Below are 14,036 nucleotides of genomic sequence, written 5' to 3'. Positions count from 1 at the left end.
CGTTTATGCCGCGCGCGGTCCTAGTCGGAGGTATGCCGGCCACGATGGAAGTCAAATGTACCAGCGCGGACTGCGAACTCGATATGTTCGAAAACCACTACACGTACGACATCGCCGACGACCACACGGTCGCGGACCTGTCGTGCCCGTTGTGTGGAGGGACCGACTGCCTCGAAGAGATCGAACTGTAACGATGCCCGAAGGAGACCAGTTCCCCGAGGGTGCGAACCGCCTGAAAGACGTCGGCGAGTCCGCCGTCAACACCGTGATGGACCGCGTCGGCCGCGGCATCGCGAAGGTACAGGAGAAGTCGCCGCTCGCGTACGACCTGCTCGAATCCGAGGACGCCTACCTCGTCGTCTTCGACGCGCCGGGCGCGGAGCGAAGCGACGTGCAGGTCCGATTCAACGAGGGCGCGGTCGAGATTCGGATCGACCGCTTCCGTGACTTCCACGAGGGCTTCGAGATGCGCTTCCCCGGTCGCGGCCTCGCTCTCGACGGCCGCGCGAAACTCCCGGCGGAGGCCGCCGTCGACCCCGAAGGTGCGACCTCCACGCTGACCGAACAGGGGACGCTCCGCGTTCGCGTCCCGAAGACGAAGGGCAGTACCGTTGCCGTCACCGATGGAGAAGAGGAGGAACCCGAAGCAGAGGACGACCCCGTCACTCTCGACCTGAGCGACGACGAGGAGGACGGAAACGAAGACGCCGCAGACGCCGAGTCGGACACGGCTGAGGACGCCGACACCGACGAAGCGTAACGTCGCGCTTCTCTCGGGTCAGGCCTCTCGGTCCGCGTCGGTGTCGACGGCCATCCCCTCGCTAATCTGGAACTCCTCGTCGCCGTCGAACCGCGCCGGGTCGAACTGCTCGATACCCGCTTCGACACCGAGCACCTGCTTCGCGATTGCCTCGCCGGTGGCCGGCGCGCGCATAAACCCGTGCCCTTGCCAGCCAACGGCGACGTAGACGCCGTCGGCAACCTCCCCGAGCAACGGATCGCCGTCGGGCGTCGCGGTGCACAGCCCTGCCCACGCACGGTCGAGTTCGGGGTCGTAGCCCGCCCGCGCCCGGAGCGTGTCGCTCACGTCCGAGACGAACCAGTCGTCGGCGTCACGGTCCCACTCGTCGGGGTCGGCCTCGGCGGGGACGGTGCCGTCGCCCGCGAGCAAGCCTGCGGGGTGCGGGCGAGCGTACACGCCGGCGGAGGCGTCGTACCACATCGGACCGTCGAACGGTCTGCTCGACACGAGCGCTTGGACGCGATACGGCTTCAGCGGGATCGGTATCCCCGCGCCCGCCAGCAGTCGTTTCGTGTGTGCGCCTGCGGCGACGACGACCGCCTCGAACCGCCGCGTGACGGGCGCTTCGTCGGCGACCGCGACGCCAGGCGGCGTCGTCGACACCGACACCTCGGTGTTCGTTTGTATCTCGACGCCCGCCTCCCTCGCCTTCTCCGCAAGCATCTCGACGTAAGAGGCCGGATCGGTCCAGCCAGCGTTCGACGCGACGGCCGCGACCGCCACGTCATCGACGGCGAGACTCGTGAATCGCTCGCCGAGTTCTGCGCCCGTGAGCGTCTCGACGGGGCGGCCGTGGACGCGCATCCGTTCGGCTGCGCCCTCGACCGCCTCCGCGAGGTCGTCGTCGCCGTCGCGTGCGAGCATCACGTACGGACACTCGACGAACTCGAAGCCGTCCGACCCGGAGAACTCCCGGAAACGGTCGAGCGCCCGCGCACCGAGTTCGGCGTCGACGTCCTCCGCGTAGGCGTCGTAGAGGACGCCCGCGGCGCGACCGGACGCGCCCGACGCGACCTCTCCTCGCTCGAACAGCGTCACGTCCGCGCCGCCGACCGCGAGGTCGTGGGCGGCGGTGACGCCGACCGCGCCGCCGCCGACGACGGCCACCCGCATTCCGGATCCCGCTCCGCTCATCAGCGGTGTGGCTCCGGCGTCAGCGCGTCGAACGGCTGGTCGGCCAGCCACCCGACGAGTGCGTCGAGTTCGCTCGTCGCCTGCGCGAACAGTTTCTGTCCCTTCTCGGCGGTCCCCTGTGTCGGTGCGCCGACCGCGCCCGACTCCGAGAAGTCGGCGGTGTCGAAGCCGACCTCCGCGCCGTGGACGGTCTTGCCCCACGAATCGGCCGCGCTGGCTTCCGCGTCGGCGAGCAGTCCCTCGCGGACCAACTCGCTGGCGACGTGTGCGACCATACTCGTCTCCATCGCGTCCGCGTGGCCGATGCCCGACTGGTCGAACAGGTCCTCGTCGAGGCCGTCGAGACTCGACCACCAGTTCCAGGGCGCGGCGTACGCGATGTGGTCGCCGCGGAGTCGCCGGGCCGCCCGCTGTAACGCGTCGCTGTTGCCGCCGTGGCCGTTACAGATCACCAGTTTTCTGACGCCGTGGCTGGCGACGGACGCGCAGATTTCGCCGACGTAGTCCTCGAACGTCTCCGGTTCGGCCCACAGCGTCCCATCGAACTGTCGGTGGTGTGCGGAGACGCCGACCGGAACCGTCGGGAGGACGACCGCGTCGTCGCGGTCGACGCCGCGAGCGACGGCCTCGGCGGCGAGAAAGTCCGTTCCGAGTGGGAGCGCGGGACCGTGCTGTTCGACCGACCCCGTCGGCAGGATGGCCACCTCCACCTCGTCGTCGAACGCCTCGCCAGCGCTCGTCGTCGTCTCCTCGTGTAAGAGTCGCATATCGGGCGGTTCGCACGCGAGGACGTAGGCGTTCGGGTGGCGGCGTGTCGAGTAGCGGCGGTTCGGGAGGCAGAGAGGTTGGCGGTCGGGGCAGACTGATCAGACCCGAGCGAGTCGACGGTCGAGTTCGGTCTCCGTCCAGTCTGCGAACGCCTCGCGGTCCACGTCGACGAACTGGAGACAGTTCTCGAAGTAGCCCGAGACGCCGAGATGACGGACGGCTCGATAGATCGGCTCACGCTCCTCGTAGCCGTCCGGAAGGCCGCCAGCACGCTCCCGATAGCCGTCGAGGAACGCGTCGCCCAGCCCCGATTCGTCGTCGCTGCGCATCGGCTCGAACCCCTGTTCGAGTCCTCGAACGAGGTCTCGGACCGGATCACCCACGCACGCGCGTTCCCAGTCGAGCACCCCTACGCGTGGTTCATCGTCCCCACCGTCCACGACGAAGCAGTTCGGCTTCGCGAGGTCGAAGTGACAGAGGGTCGCTGGCGCGTCGTCGAGACGGTCGCGGTTCGCAGCCACAATCTCTGCGACGCGGTCGAAGTGGTCGTCGAATCGGTCGGAGGGCGAGGCCGTCCGTATCCACTCGATCCGTTCGAGGAGCAGGTCAGTCCACGGTTCGGGTCGAACGTCGACCCCAGATACACGCCCGTCGCCGTCGCGGATCACGCCGCGTACCTCTCCGTGGGTGTCCAGCGAGTCGGCGTACAAACCGTGGAGGTCGGCGAGCGCTCGTCCGACTCTGCGAGCCAGGTCGCGTCGGCTTGCGGCGTCGGCGTCCGCGCCGCGGTCCAACAGCGTCTCGCCATCGACAGGCATCGTCAGGAGGTACGGAACCGACGCGTCCGAGTCGACGGCGACGACGCGCGGGACGGGGACGCGGTCGGCCGCGCCGACGGCCGCGAGTGCCGTCCGCTCGCGAGCGATTCGGCTCCCGTCGCCGTCGAGGGCGACCTTACAGAACACCGCGCTCGGGTCGTCGCCGTCGGCGAAGGTCACCCGAACCGTCTCGTTGGCGTCGTTCCACGACGGCCCGGTGGTGGTGACGTCCCGGACTTCCCGGCCGGGAGCGGCGGCGTCGAGGGCGAATTGGAGGGCGTCGTCCATACCGCTGGCTGTGAGTCGAGCGACAAGTCGGTTGGGGTAGCGTGTGTCTCGGTGACGCGATTACCGCAGCGTGTCGACCCCAGCCGCCGGATACCCGACGACGTAGTCTGCCCCTGCCTCGTGAAGATCGGCCACACGCTCGCCGACGGTGTCCGGGTCGCCGACGAGCGCGAAGTCGCGGACGGCCTTCGAGAGCACTTCGCGAGCACGCCCCGTCGCCGCCGAATCCGTTTCGGCGTCCTCGGGAAGCGCCTCGCGGACGGGCTTGCGCCGCGCAGTGTACGCGCCCACGGCGTCGAGGACGGCGTCCTCGTCGTCGACGGGGACGACCGGCGCGTAGACGGCAGTCTCGCCGTCGAACCCCGCTGCACGCAACGCTCGGAGGTCGCGATCGGTCGTCCGCGACAGCAGATCGTACTGGACGCCGCCCGCCGCGAGTGCAACGCGTTCGATGCCCTCGGTGCCGACCCACGGCTCACTGCCCGCCGCGCGAACCGCGCGGACGGCGTCACCGAGTCGGGGAGCGATCGCTCGCCGGCGCTCGTCGTCGGTGAGGTACGCCCCGTGGCCCGCGACGAGGACGCGCTTTGCGGCGTCGGGAAGCGTCGACACCAGCGAGTCGTCGCCGCGGGGGTCGAAGCCGTCGGCACGGACGGGGGTCGTCACGCGGAGGTCCACGTGCCCGGCGAGGGCCTGGAGCGTGTCTGCGTCGGGGAGTGCCTCGCGTCCCTCGTAGTCGAGGCACACCACCTCGAACGGGAGGTCCGCGGCGACGGTGACGTCGCACTCGGTCGGCTTGAGGGCGACTCCGTCGAGACCTGTTCGGGCGGCGACGCTGTCTGCGTGGGATGTGGAGAGTGTCATCGGTAACTGGCTGTGGCGGCGGCTGTGGAAGCGGCTACGGTAGCGTGTCGAGTCGACTGCGTCGGGCGTCGTCGCGAAGACGGCGCGTGAGAACTAGGACCGTCGCGGAACGCGATCCATCGCCTGTGCGGCCATACCAACCGTACCGCCGTTCGTGCGAATAAACGTGGTGTTCGCGTCAGTATCGACGACGGCCAATCACACCGGGGATTCTTGCCCGTCCAGCGTCACGCGTAGCGTATGGCAGACGGAGGTGGCGCCGACCGTCCCGTGGTCATCACGTCCGGCGAGCGGTCGCTCACGGAACGGTTCGGCAGCGCCGACGGGTGGGTGCAGGCTGGCCTCCTGATGGCAGCGTTTCTCGTCCTGTTCTTCTCGGCGCTCGTCGTCATCAGTTACGTGTAGGAAATTCGACGTAAGCGGTGGTATTTTAGTCGAACAGCCAACAGGCATTCGATATGGACGAAGACGTGCTTGACGGCAGCGGTGTTCAGACGCCTGGCATCTCTGGTGAGGTCCGTGCGATACTCGCGTTGGTCGGTATCCTCGCTCTGTTCTTCGGTGTGCTCGTCGCCGTGAGTTACGTCTGATCGGACGACGGCCACGCCCCAACGTGTCGCTGTGACCACAAAGCCTACCGGCGAGCACCGGCGAGTCCGACTATGGCTGGTGGCGCTCAACGACAACCCCTCCTCGGTGACGACGACCACGAGAGCGTCCTGAACAGCGGGGCCGTCCGCGCGGCCGTCGTGTTGTTCGGCATCCTCGTCGCGTTCTTCGCGCTCTTGGTCGTGTTCAGTTACGTGTGAATTAACCCGACTTCGAGCTAGTCAGTCCGCCGTCGCCGTTCACACTGGGAGGTCGGCGTCGGGGTCGACGACGCGGTCGACCTCTGCGGGCATCTCCCAGTCGGTCAGCAGTTCCAGCAGTTGGACGAGCATCCGCCCGGTCGCGCCCCAGACGGTGTAGCCGTCGACGTGGAAGAAGTGCAAGCGGATGTCGCCGTAGTGCGGGTGGTCGCGGCGCTCGGACTCGTAGTTCTCGCGTGCGGTGAGTTCCGAAATGGGGAGGATCGCTATCTCTGCGACTTCGTCGTCGCTGGGGACGTACTCGCGGTCGGGTGCGGTGCCGACGAACGGCGTGACGGCGTACTCGGAGACGGTCTGGATGTCGTCGAGGCGGCCGACGACGTCGGCCTCCTCGGGGAGGAGTCCGATCTCTTCGTTGGCCTCTCGCAGCGCCGTCGCCACGAGGTCCTCGTCGTGTGACTCGACGCCACCGCCGGGGAAACTCATCTGTCCGGGGTGACTCCCGAGGTGTTCGGCGCGCTTGGTGAACAGGACGTGGGGGTCCCCACCGCGGTCGATGACCGCCGCGAGCACCGCCGCCCGTCGCTCGGCGTCCGTCACGCGGACGGGGGCGTGGTGACGGACGCGCTCGAAGTCCATACCCTCTATGTTCACCCGTCCGGCTTCAACGGTGCGGTCGTGTCACTCGATGCCGTGGCCGCTCGCGTCGGGCGATCCGGTCGCGTCGACGACGCTCAAGCGGTCGGCTCTCCGCCGTCGGTGTCGATATCGCCGGTCGCGGCGTCGGCGGCGTCCGCACGCGCGGCCTCCGCAACGGCCGCCGGCGACAGTGACGTCTCCGACCACGCGGGAAGCCGTGTGTCAGGGCCTGGTGGGGCGATAGACTCGGCGTACGTGCGCACCTGGCGGCGTTCGCCGCTCCGGTCGTACGAGAGCCCGTTGAACGCGGCGTCGGCGGCGTACGCCTCGATGTAGTCGTCCGCCGCGTCGCGGTAGACGTCCGGGAGCGTGTCGTAGTCGGGGGCGACGCCGTGGTCGCTCGCCGCGCGCAACAGCGCCGCGCCGACCGACTGGCTCATGTCCGAGAGGCCAGTCGGCCCGGAGACGGCGCGGTGGTCGTGTTCGTAACTCCCGAGGTCGACCTGTGCCGCCCCGTCGACGCCGACGGTGTCGTACGCCGCTGCGAGCGTCCCCACTTCGAGTCCCCACGTTCGCTGGACGGGGAGCAAGGCGACGACGTCGCTGGTGGCGGCGAACTCGCCGGCGAGCGCGTACCGGAACGCCGCCATGTACTCGAGGAACTCCGATCCGGGGTTGGCGTCGCGGAGTGCCCGCACCAGCGGTGAGTAGAACAGTCGGAACAGCCGTCCGTACAGTTGGTCGTTCTCGACGCGGGCGTAGTACCCCTTCGAGAACTCGAAGCCGTTCGCGAGCGGGAACAACAGCCGTCGGACGTACGCCCGCGAGTACGATTTGGTGTCCGCGTCGTGGACGACGACGAACTCCTCGTCGAGTGCCCGACCGAGCGCGAGCCACACGTCTCGTCCCTTCCCACGCTCGCCGTCGAGGCCGGCGTCGGCCAGCAACTCCGCGATTCGCGGGCCGTCACACCACAGCGTCTCCAGCGGGAGGTCGAAGCCGCCGAGCCACTCGCGGAACGCGCCAACTCGCTCTGCAGGGGCGCGCAACGGGACGACGACGCGGGCGGGGTCGAGCGCCTCCAACTCCGAGAGGACACGCTCGGCGGCGAGACCGGCGTACTCGCGCTCGGTCATCGGAACGACGACGGCCGCGCGGTCGGTCGGAGCTTCTGGCGCACCCTCGTCGAAGGCGTGGAGGGTGGCGACCCGCTCCTGAACGTACTCCATTACCGAAACCACGAGCGGGCGGCGCATAAAGTCGGGGTTCCCGGGGGTGTTCTCGGCGTGTACCCGGCCGCGCAGCGGCCCACGCGTTATGAAGATATTTTCTCTTCGAACAAGCTAATCGCAGGCGAATCGAGTAACATTCTTGTATTCTGAATTACTACAACCTGCTAATGTCCCGTACTCGAACGGACGCCCTCTGGATACTCGCGTTCGCGACGCTGGTCGCACTCGCGATACCGTGGTTCCTGTGGGGTGACGCACGCATCGTCGCCGGGCTTCCGGTGTGGCTGTGGTGGCACATCGGCTGGATGGCGGTGGCGAGCGTCGTCTTCTACGCGTTCACGCGCGGTGCGTGGGACCGCGGCATCGACGCGGAGGTGATCCGTCGTGGCTGAGTTGGGTACGTCGCTCGGTATCGTCGTCGGCTATCTCCTGATCACGCTGGCGGTCGGTCTCGTCGCGTACCGCCTCACCGACCGCTCGGCGGAGGACTACTATCTCGCCTCTCGGTCGGTCGGGACGGTCGTCCTCTTGTTCACGACGTTCGCAACGCTGCTGTCGGCGTTCACCTTCTTTGGCGGGCCCAACCTCGCGTTCTCCGCGGGTCCCGAGTGGATCCTCGTGATGGGGCTGATGGACGGCATCCTCTTCGCCCTGCTGTGGTACGTCATCGGCTACAAACAGTGGCTCGTCGGGAAGGCGAACGGCTACGTCACGCTCGGAGAGATGCTCGGCGACCGCTTCGGGTCGCCCGGCCTCCGGGGCGTCGTCGCAGGCGTCAGCCTCCTGTGGCTGTTCCCGTACGTGATGCTCCAGCAGATCGGTGCCGGGCAGGCGCTGGTCGGCCTCACCGACGGCGTCGTTCCGTACTGGGCGGGCGCGGCGATGATCACCGTGTTCATGGTCGCGTACGTCGTCCTCTCGGGACTTCGCGGCGTCGCGTGGACCGACACGCTCCAGGGCGTGTTTATGCTCGGTGTCGTCTGGCTTGCGGTCGGGTGGGTCGCCACCTCTGCCGGCGGCGTCTCCGCGTTGACCGCGGGGATGGCACAGTCGAACCCCGAGTTCGCGTCGCTGGGTGGCGGTCTCTACTCGCCGCAGTGGATGATCGCACAGGCGGTCGTCATCGCGTTCGGCGTCGCCGCGTTCCCGCAGGTGAACCAGCGCTTCTTCATGGCGAACCACGCCGAGACGCTCAAGCGCTCGTTCGCGCTGTGGCCCGTCCTCGTCCTCCTGCTGTTCGTCCCCGCGTTCCTGCTGGGGTCGTGGGCGGTCGGCCTCGGCATTTCGGTGCCCGATGGGAGCAACGTCCTGCCGATTCTGTTGAACGAGTACACGCCCGCGTGGTTCGCGGCGCTGGTCATCGCCGGTGCGCTGGCGGCGATGATGTCCTCCTCGGACTCGATGCTGCTGTCGGGGTCGTCGTACTTCACGCGCGATCTGTACCGACCGCTGGCGGGCTTCTTCGGCGACGACCCGACCGACGCGCGCGAGGGCTGGGTCGCCCGCATCGGCGTCGCCCTGTTCGCGTTCTCGACGTTCCTCGCGTCGCTCGTGGTCGGTGGGGGCGGCGGCCTCGACGCACTCGTGACGCTCGGCGATACGGCGTTCGGCGGCTACGCGCAGTTGACGCTCCCGCTCATCCTCGCGCTATACTGGGGCCGGACCACCCGTGTGGGGATGCTCGCGGGCGTCCTCACCGGACAAGCGGCGTACCTCGTCCACGTGTTCGTCCCGGGACTGCCGGCGACGTACCTGACGTGGGACTTCGCGCTGTGGTGTATGCTCCTCTCGCTGGTCGTCACCGTCGGCGTGTCGCTGGCGACGACTGCCTCGCCCGAAGAGAACGCCGAGAAGTTCGGCGTCGGCGCGGACTGACCGCCGCCCGCCGCTTGCTGCCCTCGCTCGCTATCGCACGCTCAACTGACCACTCGCTCGCCGCTCACAACCCCTCACCCTCAAATGCAAACGCACGTCGTTCCAGTCGGCTTCGACTACGACCGCCTCATCGCACCACTCGTCCGTGATCAGTTCGCCGTCGACCGCGTCGTCCTCTTGGAGGGTGCGGTCGGCAGCGAGGCCAACGTCGAGTACTCCCGGACGCTCGCGAAGAAACTAGAGACGGATTTCCAGAACCTCCTGGGCGCAGAGACCGAACGCGTCGCCGTCGCGGACGTGTACGACTACGACGCCGCCTTCGAGCAGGCGTACGACCTCATCAACGCCGAACTCGACGCCGACCACGAGGTGTGGGTGAACGTCTCGGCGATGCCCCGGCCCGTCTCGTTCGCGTTCGCCACCGCCGCCCACTCGGTGACGCTGGAGCGGCAGGCCGACCGCGACCGTATCCACACCTACTACACGGCCCCCGAGAAGTACCTGGAGACCGAACTCGCGGAGGAACTCCGCGCGAACCGCGACCTCATCTCGGCGCTCGTCGGCGACGACGGCGACCTCGACCCCGACGCGGTCGACGCCGACGACCTTCGCGACCGCCTCGAAACCGCGACCGATCTGCTCGCGGAGTTCGACGAACGCGGTACCACCATCGGCGCGAAGGAGGTGGACGGCCGCCACATCATCGAACTGCCGGTCGCCTCGTTCTCGAACGTCAAGCCGTTCGAGGAAGTCATCCTCTACAAACTCGGTGAGGATGGCGAGTTCGAGTCCGTCAGCGAACTCGCGAAGTCGCTGGCGGCGGAACTCAACGAGGAGTACACCGACTCGTTCCGCTCGAAGGTCATCTACAACGTCGACCGCCTCGGTCCCGGTGGCAAGGGGTACGTGGAGCAGGAGAGTCACGGGAAGTCCTACCGGACGCGGCTCTCACGCATCGGGGAGTTGTGGGTGCGCGCGCACGCAGACAGCGAGGGCGAGCGAACGACGTGAGCGAGCCCTCGGAAGACCGGCGGAGCGGTCCTGTGCCGCTCCGCCTACGAACGGGATAGCTGCGAGTGAACAGGAAGCGCGATAACCGCGAGTCCGAACGGAGCGCCACTACCGATACCCAGCCGTCAATCCCGCGACGATGTGGTCGTCCGCGAGCGCCAACAGGAGGACGACGGGAACGAGCGCCGTCATCGCGGCCGCGGCAGCGAACGAGGCGTTCGCGACGGCGAGGCCGCGCAGCGGTGGGACGATGGGTGCCCAGTTTTGCGGATCGCCGTTCGTGAGCAACAGCGAGAAGAAGAACTCGTTGTACACCTGCAGGAACGTGAGCACGGCGGCCGTCGCGACGCCCGGTCGCGACAACGGGAGGATGACCCGGACGAGTGCGCCGACGCGAGTCGTCCCCTCGACGCGCGCGGCGTCTTCAAGCGTGTCGGGTATCTGCGCGAAGAACGTCGTGAGCACGAAGATGGCGAGCGGCATCGTCAGCCCGGTCAGGGGAATCCCCGGCCCGGCAGGTGTGTTGTACAGTTCCGGACTCGTCAGCGTGCGGCCGAACACGGAGACGGACAGCGCTCCCGAGAGCAACCGAAACAGCGGGATGACGAACGCGACCGGCGGGAAGTACGCGACACACAGCGTGACGAGGAGTAACACGCGCTTGCCGGGGAATTCCAGTCGGCCGAACACGTAGCCCGCGAGGCTGGCGATTGCGACGACGGCGACGGTCGTTCCCGTTGCGATGACGAGACTGTTGAACACGTACCGCAGGAACCCCGACCCGGCGACGGCGAGGAAGTTCGTGGCCGTCACTGCCTCGGGGACGAGTTCGGGTGCCACTCCGTCTGGCGTCACGGCTACGACCAACAGCCAGTAGAAGGGAAATACGGCGAACACGAGGAAGAAGCCGATGGCGACGAAGAAGAGGAGGCGATAGACGGCCACAGGATGAGCGAGGGCATTACCCACCGCCCGGGCGAGTCGTCCCTCGGCGTTCGACATACCGCGACGCTGGGCGAGTGCTTCAATAAGCGTTCACGTTCGCCGTCGTTCCCGCACGGGAATGTCGACGGCGCGACGCCTCAGAACTCGAAGCCGCGCGGCGCGGCCGACGGCGCGAGCGGTGATCCGGGCAGTCGCTTGGGCACCTCGGGGTCGTTGAACATACCCGGCGCAACGTCGTTCGGCCCGTCGGGGTAGAAGACGGACGCCAGCGCGTGGAGTTGGTCGCGGCCGACGCCCAACTCGAACTGGCCGCCGCCGTACAGCGTCACGTCGTGGTCGCGCGCCCACTCCAGCGTGTCCGACAGCGACTCCAGCGTCCCGAATCTGGAGGGTTTGACGTTCAACCACGACGGCTCCCACGGGAGGTTCTCGACGCTCTCGACGCCGGTGATGGGGTAGTCCCACGAGACGCGGTCCTCTTCGCCCTCGAACACCGGGCGCGTCTCCTCGGTGATGGCGGGGTCCTCGATGACGGCGTTCGGGAACGACTCGAGCACCCACTCGTAGAACTCCGGCGTCGGCTCTTGGTCCACCTCGGTTCCCTCGTACAGCCCTTTCAGGTCGAGGACTCGCACGCGGTCGGTCGGCAGGTCGGCCACCACCTCGTCGGTCCAGTCGTCCGTCGGGTCGAGTTTGAAGCCGATGCCCGGGACCTGCTCCGCGATGGCGGTCACGCGGTCGGCCGTCGGCGGGTCACCGAGTCGGGTCGACGCCGCGAAGGTGACGGGGTCGCGGTCGCGTCCGAGGATACTCGCGAGGTCGGTGTCGGACTGGCGTAAGGCGAGGTCGGTCGCGGCCGACTCGACGGCCCAGCGGCGGTAGTGGTGACCGGTCTCTCGCTCGGGATCGCCCTTCGGGAACAGGTCGACGTCGTCGAGGTGGTCCGAGAACTCGCGGAACGTCCACTCGCCGCAGAGGTCGTCGAGAAAGGCGAGGCCGTCGGCGGGTGTTCGCGGGTCGCGGTCGGGCGCCGCGAACAGGGCGTCGTGGTCCGGGGCGTCGTAGGTTACGTCCTCGCCGCGACCGAGTTCGCCGTCGCCGCGGAGGCGGAAGGTGGTGCTGACGCGTTCGAATCCGGAGGAGGTGTCGCGGGCGCGTCGGCGCAGAGCGACCGACTCGACAGTCAACGGGAGGTCCGCGATGGCGCGATAGAGGGTGGGTGTGCTCACGACAACACCGACGCACCCCCGGGAGTTATCAGTTGTCCGTCTCGTCGCGCGGTAGCGCGCCGACTTCGAACTTCTTCACCCGCGTCACGAGGACGAGGAACGTCGCGGTCAGCGTGAGGACGACCGCGCCGGCGGCGGCGATTTCGTGGGTCGGCGAGGGGTGCGTGAAGCCGACGCCCGACTCCAGCAACGCCTGGCCCGGCATCAGCGTGTGGTGGGGCGTGCCGACGATGGGGATGAAGTAGTCGACCACGTCGTTGAGACCGTACCACGCCAACGCGACGGCGACCGCGCGAACCGGGAAGTCGGAGATGCGGTAGAGCAGAAAGCCCTCGACGGTCATCGCGAGGTGCGAGCCGAACAGGAACAGGTACATCGGGAGCGCCGTCGTCGCGAGGAAGCCGTCGGCGAACGCACCGAGGACGAACGGCGTCCACAGCCCTAGTTTCCAACAGCCGAAGAAGGCGAGGGTGTTCACGTACTCGTTGGGGCGGCCGAGTAGCCACAGGCCGAGTGCGAGTGCGATGAACAGCGTCGCCACCGGCGAGTCGGGGACGAACGCCCACATCACGGGCGGCGTCCCGGCCAACTGCCACGTGATCAGCGGATCCGACAGCGGCAACGGGTGGAAGCCGTAGTACCAGAAGCCGAAGGCGGTGCCGACGAGGTTGACGGCGACGATGAGGGCGGCAACGTTGAGTCCGAAATTCTCGACGGCCCTCGGGAGCGGCGCGACGTACCACGGGAGGTCGGGCCGGTCGGGGAGGCCATCGTCGGACGTGAGATCGGCGAGGAGACTCATTCGGCGTGTCGCGGAGTGGGGGACCGCTCCGGCTTAGCCGTGGCGGTGCGCACCGTCGGCGGCCACGCGCTGCGACCGCGTGACATAAAGCCGTCCCCGTCCGTACCCCGACATCGTGCCCGACGCGACGCGTAATCCGCTGCCCGAGTCGCTCGCGGAGTTCTACCTCACGACGCCGTACACGCTCGCGCTTCTCCTCGTCGCGAACGGTCTCGCCTTCCTCGTCGGCGTCCGCTACTACGTCGAGACGATGCCCGCGGTGGCGACGTGGCTGTGGCCGCTGTACGGCGACTCGCCGACGGCCATCGCGTTCGGGACGCTCGTGCTCGCGGCGATGGTGCCGTTCGCGGGGCGTCGACTGTCGAGCGTTCCGCGGTCGACGTTGCTAGCCGCGCTGACGACGCTCGCGGTCGTCTGGTTGGTGAAGATGGGGCTGTGGACGTTCGTCGCGCTGAACGTCCCGTTCGTCCGCCCTGATCTCCCGCTGGATCTGTACGTCGGCTTCGATGCCGATTCCCTGTGGGCCTACTGGGGCATCCTCCTCACCCACGCGGCGTTTCTGGCGCAGGCGCTACTGATCGCTCGCGTCGGCTACACGAACCGTCGACTGCTCGCGGGGGCGTTGGTCCTCGCACTCGTGAACGACGTGTTCGACTACGGCTTCGTCGTTGGACTTCCGCTGGCGAACTACCCGCCCGTCCGGTACGACCCTGGAATTCTCCTCGCGGCGGGCAGCGTGGTGGCGACGTTCGTCGCCGTCGGCGTCGCGGCGGCCGTGTTGCCGTCGGGCGATGACGGCGGTCGGTGACGAGAACCTTAT

18 protein-coding genes are annotated in these 14,036 nt (G+C 68.1%); 9 read left to right on the top strand and 9 right to left on the bottom strand.

Going from position 1 to position 14,036, the window contains the following annotated elements; all coding sequences use genetic code 11:
• The first annotated feature begins 32 nt into the window (after positions 1–32).
• Together P0D77_RS12815 and P0D77_RS12810 are read left to right on the top strand one after the other, a co-directional pair.
• A complete protein-coding gene (locus P0D77_RS12815; protein ID WP_432764807.1) occupies positions 33–191 on the top strand; it encodes a DUF7559 family protein in 159 nt (52 codons plus the stop codon).
• Between the two features lie 2 nt (positions 192–193).
• Positions 194–760: an Hsp20/alpha crystallin family protein gene (locus tag P0D77_RS12810; protein WP_277553475.1), complete on the top strand. Its 567-nt coding sequence runs from the start codon at positions 194–196 to the stop codon at positions 758–760.
• Between the two features lie 18 nt (positions 761–778).
• Here the strand turns inward: P0D77_RS12810 and P0D77_RS12805 are convergent, their stop codons facing one another.
• From P0D77_RS12805 to P0D77_RS12790, 4 genes are all read right to left on the bottom strand, one after another.
• Positions 779–1,936, bottom strand: a complete 1,158-nt coding sequence (locus tag P0D77_RS12805; protein ID WP_277553474.1) for an NAD(P)/FAD-dependent oxidoreductase — start codon at positions 1,934–1,936, stop codon at positions 779–781.
• The gene (locus tag P0D77_RS12800; protein ID WP_277553472.1) at positions 1,936–2,703 is read right to left on the bottom strand and encodes a creatininase family protein; all 768 of its coding nucleotides are present in this window, start codon (positions 2,701–2,703) and stop codon (positions 1,936–1,938) included. The genes P0D77_RS12805 and P0D77_RS12800 overlap by 1 nt, the downstream gene beginning before the upstream one ends.
• 99 nt (positions 2,704–2,802) lie before the next feature.
• Positions 2,803–3,810 (bottom strand): phosphotransferase family protein, encoded by a 1,008-nt coding sequence (locus P0D77_RS12795; protein WP_277553471.1) that lies wholly within the window; start codon positions 3,808–3,810, stop codon positions 2,803–2,805.
• Between the two features lie 60 nt (positions 3,811–3,870).
• On the bottom strand, positions 3,871–4,674 hold the full coding sequence (locus tag P0D77_RS12790; protein WP_277553470.1) for a DUF7388 family protein: 804 nt from the start codon (positions 4,672–4,674) through the stop codon (positions 3,871–3,873).
• Positions 4,675–4,914: 240 nt separating this feature from the next.
• Between P0D77_RS12790 and P0D77_RS12785 the strand changes: the two genes are divergently transcribed.
• The 3 genes from P0D77_RS12785 (at position 4,915) to P0D77_RS12775 (ending at position 5,483) form a co-directional block, all read left to right on the top strand.
• Positions 4,915–5,079: a hypothetical protein gene (locus P0D77_RS12785; RefSeq protein WP_277553469.1), complete on the top strand. Its 165-nt coding sequence runs from the start codon at positions 4,915–4,917 to the stop codon at positions 5,077–5,079.
• A 53-nt stretch (positions 5,080–5,132) separates the two neighbouring features.
• Positions 5,133–5,264: a hypothetical protein gene (locus tag P0D77_RS12780; RefSeq protein WP_277553468.1), complete on the top strand. Its 132-nt coding sequence runs from the start codon at positions 5,133–5,135 to the stop codon at positions 5,262–5,264.
• Between the two features lie 72 nt (positions 5,265–5,336).
• Entirely contained in the window at positions 5,337–5,483 is a 147-nt protein-coding gene (locus tag P0D77_RS12775; protein WP_277553467.1) for a hypothetical protein, read from the top strand.
• Positions 5,484–5,522: 39 nt separating this feature from the next.
• Here P0D77_RS12775 and P0D77_RS12770 read toward each other — a convergent pair whose 3' ends face one another.
• The gene (locus tag P0D77_RS12770; RefSeq protein ID WP_277553466.1) at positions 5,523–6,122 is read right to left on the bottom strand and encodes an NUDIX hydrolase; all 600 of its coding nucleotides are present in this window, start codon (positions 6,120–6,122) and stop codon (positions 5,523–5,525) included.
• 95 nt (positions 6,123–6,217) lie between these two features.
• Positions 6,218–7,351, bottom strand: coding sequence for a glycosyltransferase family protein (locus P0D77_RS12765; protein WP_277553465.1), 1,134 nt, complete (start codon positions 7,349–7,351; stop codon positions 6,218–6,220).
• A 170-nt stretch (positions 7,352–7,521) separates the two neighbouring features.
• Here P0D77_RS12765 and P0D77_RS12760 point away from each other — a divergent pair, with 170 nt between their 5' ends.
• From P0D77_RS12760 to P0D77_RS12750, 3 genes are all read left to right on the top strand, one after another.
• Positions 7,522–7,746, top strand: a complete 225-nt coding sequence (locus P0D77_RS12760; protein WP_277553464.1) for a DUF3311 domain-containing protein — start codon at positions 7,522–7,524, stop codon at positions 7,744–7,746.
• Entirely contained in the window at positions 7,739–9,229 is a 1,491-nt protein-coding gene (locus P0D77_RS12755) for a sodium:solute symporter family protein (protein ID WP_277553463.1), read from the top strand. The genes P0D77_RS12760 and P0D77_RS12755 overlap by 8 nt, the downstream gene beginning before the upstream one ends.
• Positions 9,230–9,313: 84 nt before the next feature.
• On the top strand, positions 9,314–10,240 hold the full coding sequence (locus P0D77_RS12750; protein ID WP_277553462.1) for an HFX_2341 family transcriptional regulator: 927 nt from the start codon (positions 9,314–9,316) through the stop codon (positions 10,238–10,240).
• 108 nt (positions 10,241–10,348) lie between these two features.
• Here P0D77_RS12750 and P0D77_RS12745 read toward each other — a convergent pair whose 3' ends face one another.
• The 3 genes from P0D77_RS12745 to P0D77_RS12735 all read right to left on the bottom strand — a co-directional run bounded on the left by P0D77_RS12745 (position 10,349) and on the right by P0D77_RS12735 (position 13,216).
• Positions 10,349–11,242 carry a carbohydrate ABC transporter permease gene (locus tag P0D77_RS12745; protein WP_277553461.1) on the bottom strand — a complete coding sequence of 298 codons (894 nt, stop codon included), beginning with the start codon at positions 11,240–11,242 and terminating at the stop codon, positions 10,349–10,351.
• 80 nt (positions 11,243–11,322) lie between these two features.
• Positions 11,323–12,414: a hypothetical protein gene (locus tag P0D77_RS12740; protein ID WP_277553460.1), complete on the bottom strand. Its 1,092-nt coding sequence runs from the start codon at positions 12,412–12,414 to the stop codon at positions 11,323–11,325.
• A gap of 28 nt (positions 12,415–12,442) precedes the next feature.
• Positions 12,443–13,216 carry a DUF1405 domain-containing protein gene (locus P0D77_RS12735; RefSeq protein WP_277553459.1) on the bottom strand — a complete coding sequence of 258 codons (774 nt, stop codon included), beginning with the start codon at positions 13,214–13,216 and terminating at the stop codon, positions 12,443–12,445.
• Between the two features lie 115 nt (positions 13,217–13,331).
• Between P0D77_RS12735 and P0D77_RS12730 the strand changes: the two genes are divergently transcribed.
• Positions 13,332–14,024, top strand: coding sequence for a DUF1405 domain-containing protein (locus tag P0D77_RS12730; protein WP_277553458.1), 693 nt, complete (start codon positions 13,332–13,334; stop codon positions 14,022–14,024).
• Positions 14,025–14,036 lie beyond the last annotated feature (12 nt).

This window comes from Halobaculum limi, assembly GCF_029490015.1.
GTDB classification, from domain to species: domain Archaea; phylum Halobacteriota; class Halobacteria; order Halobacteriales; family Haloferacaceae; genus Halobaculum; species Halobaculum limi.
The sequence above is the reverse complement of the archived record's forward strand: the minus strand, read 5'-3'. Positions and strand labels throughout refer to the sequence as shown.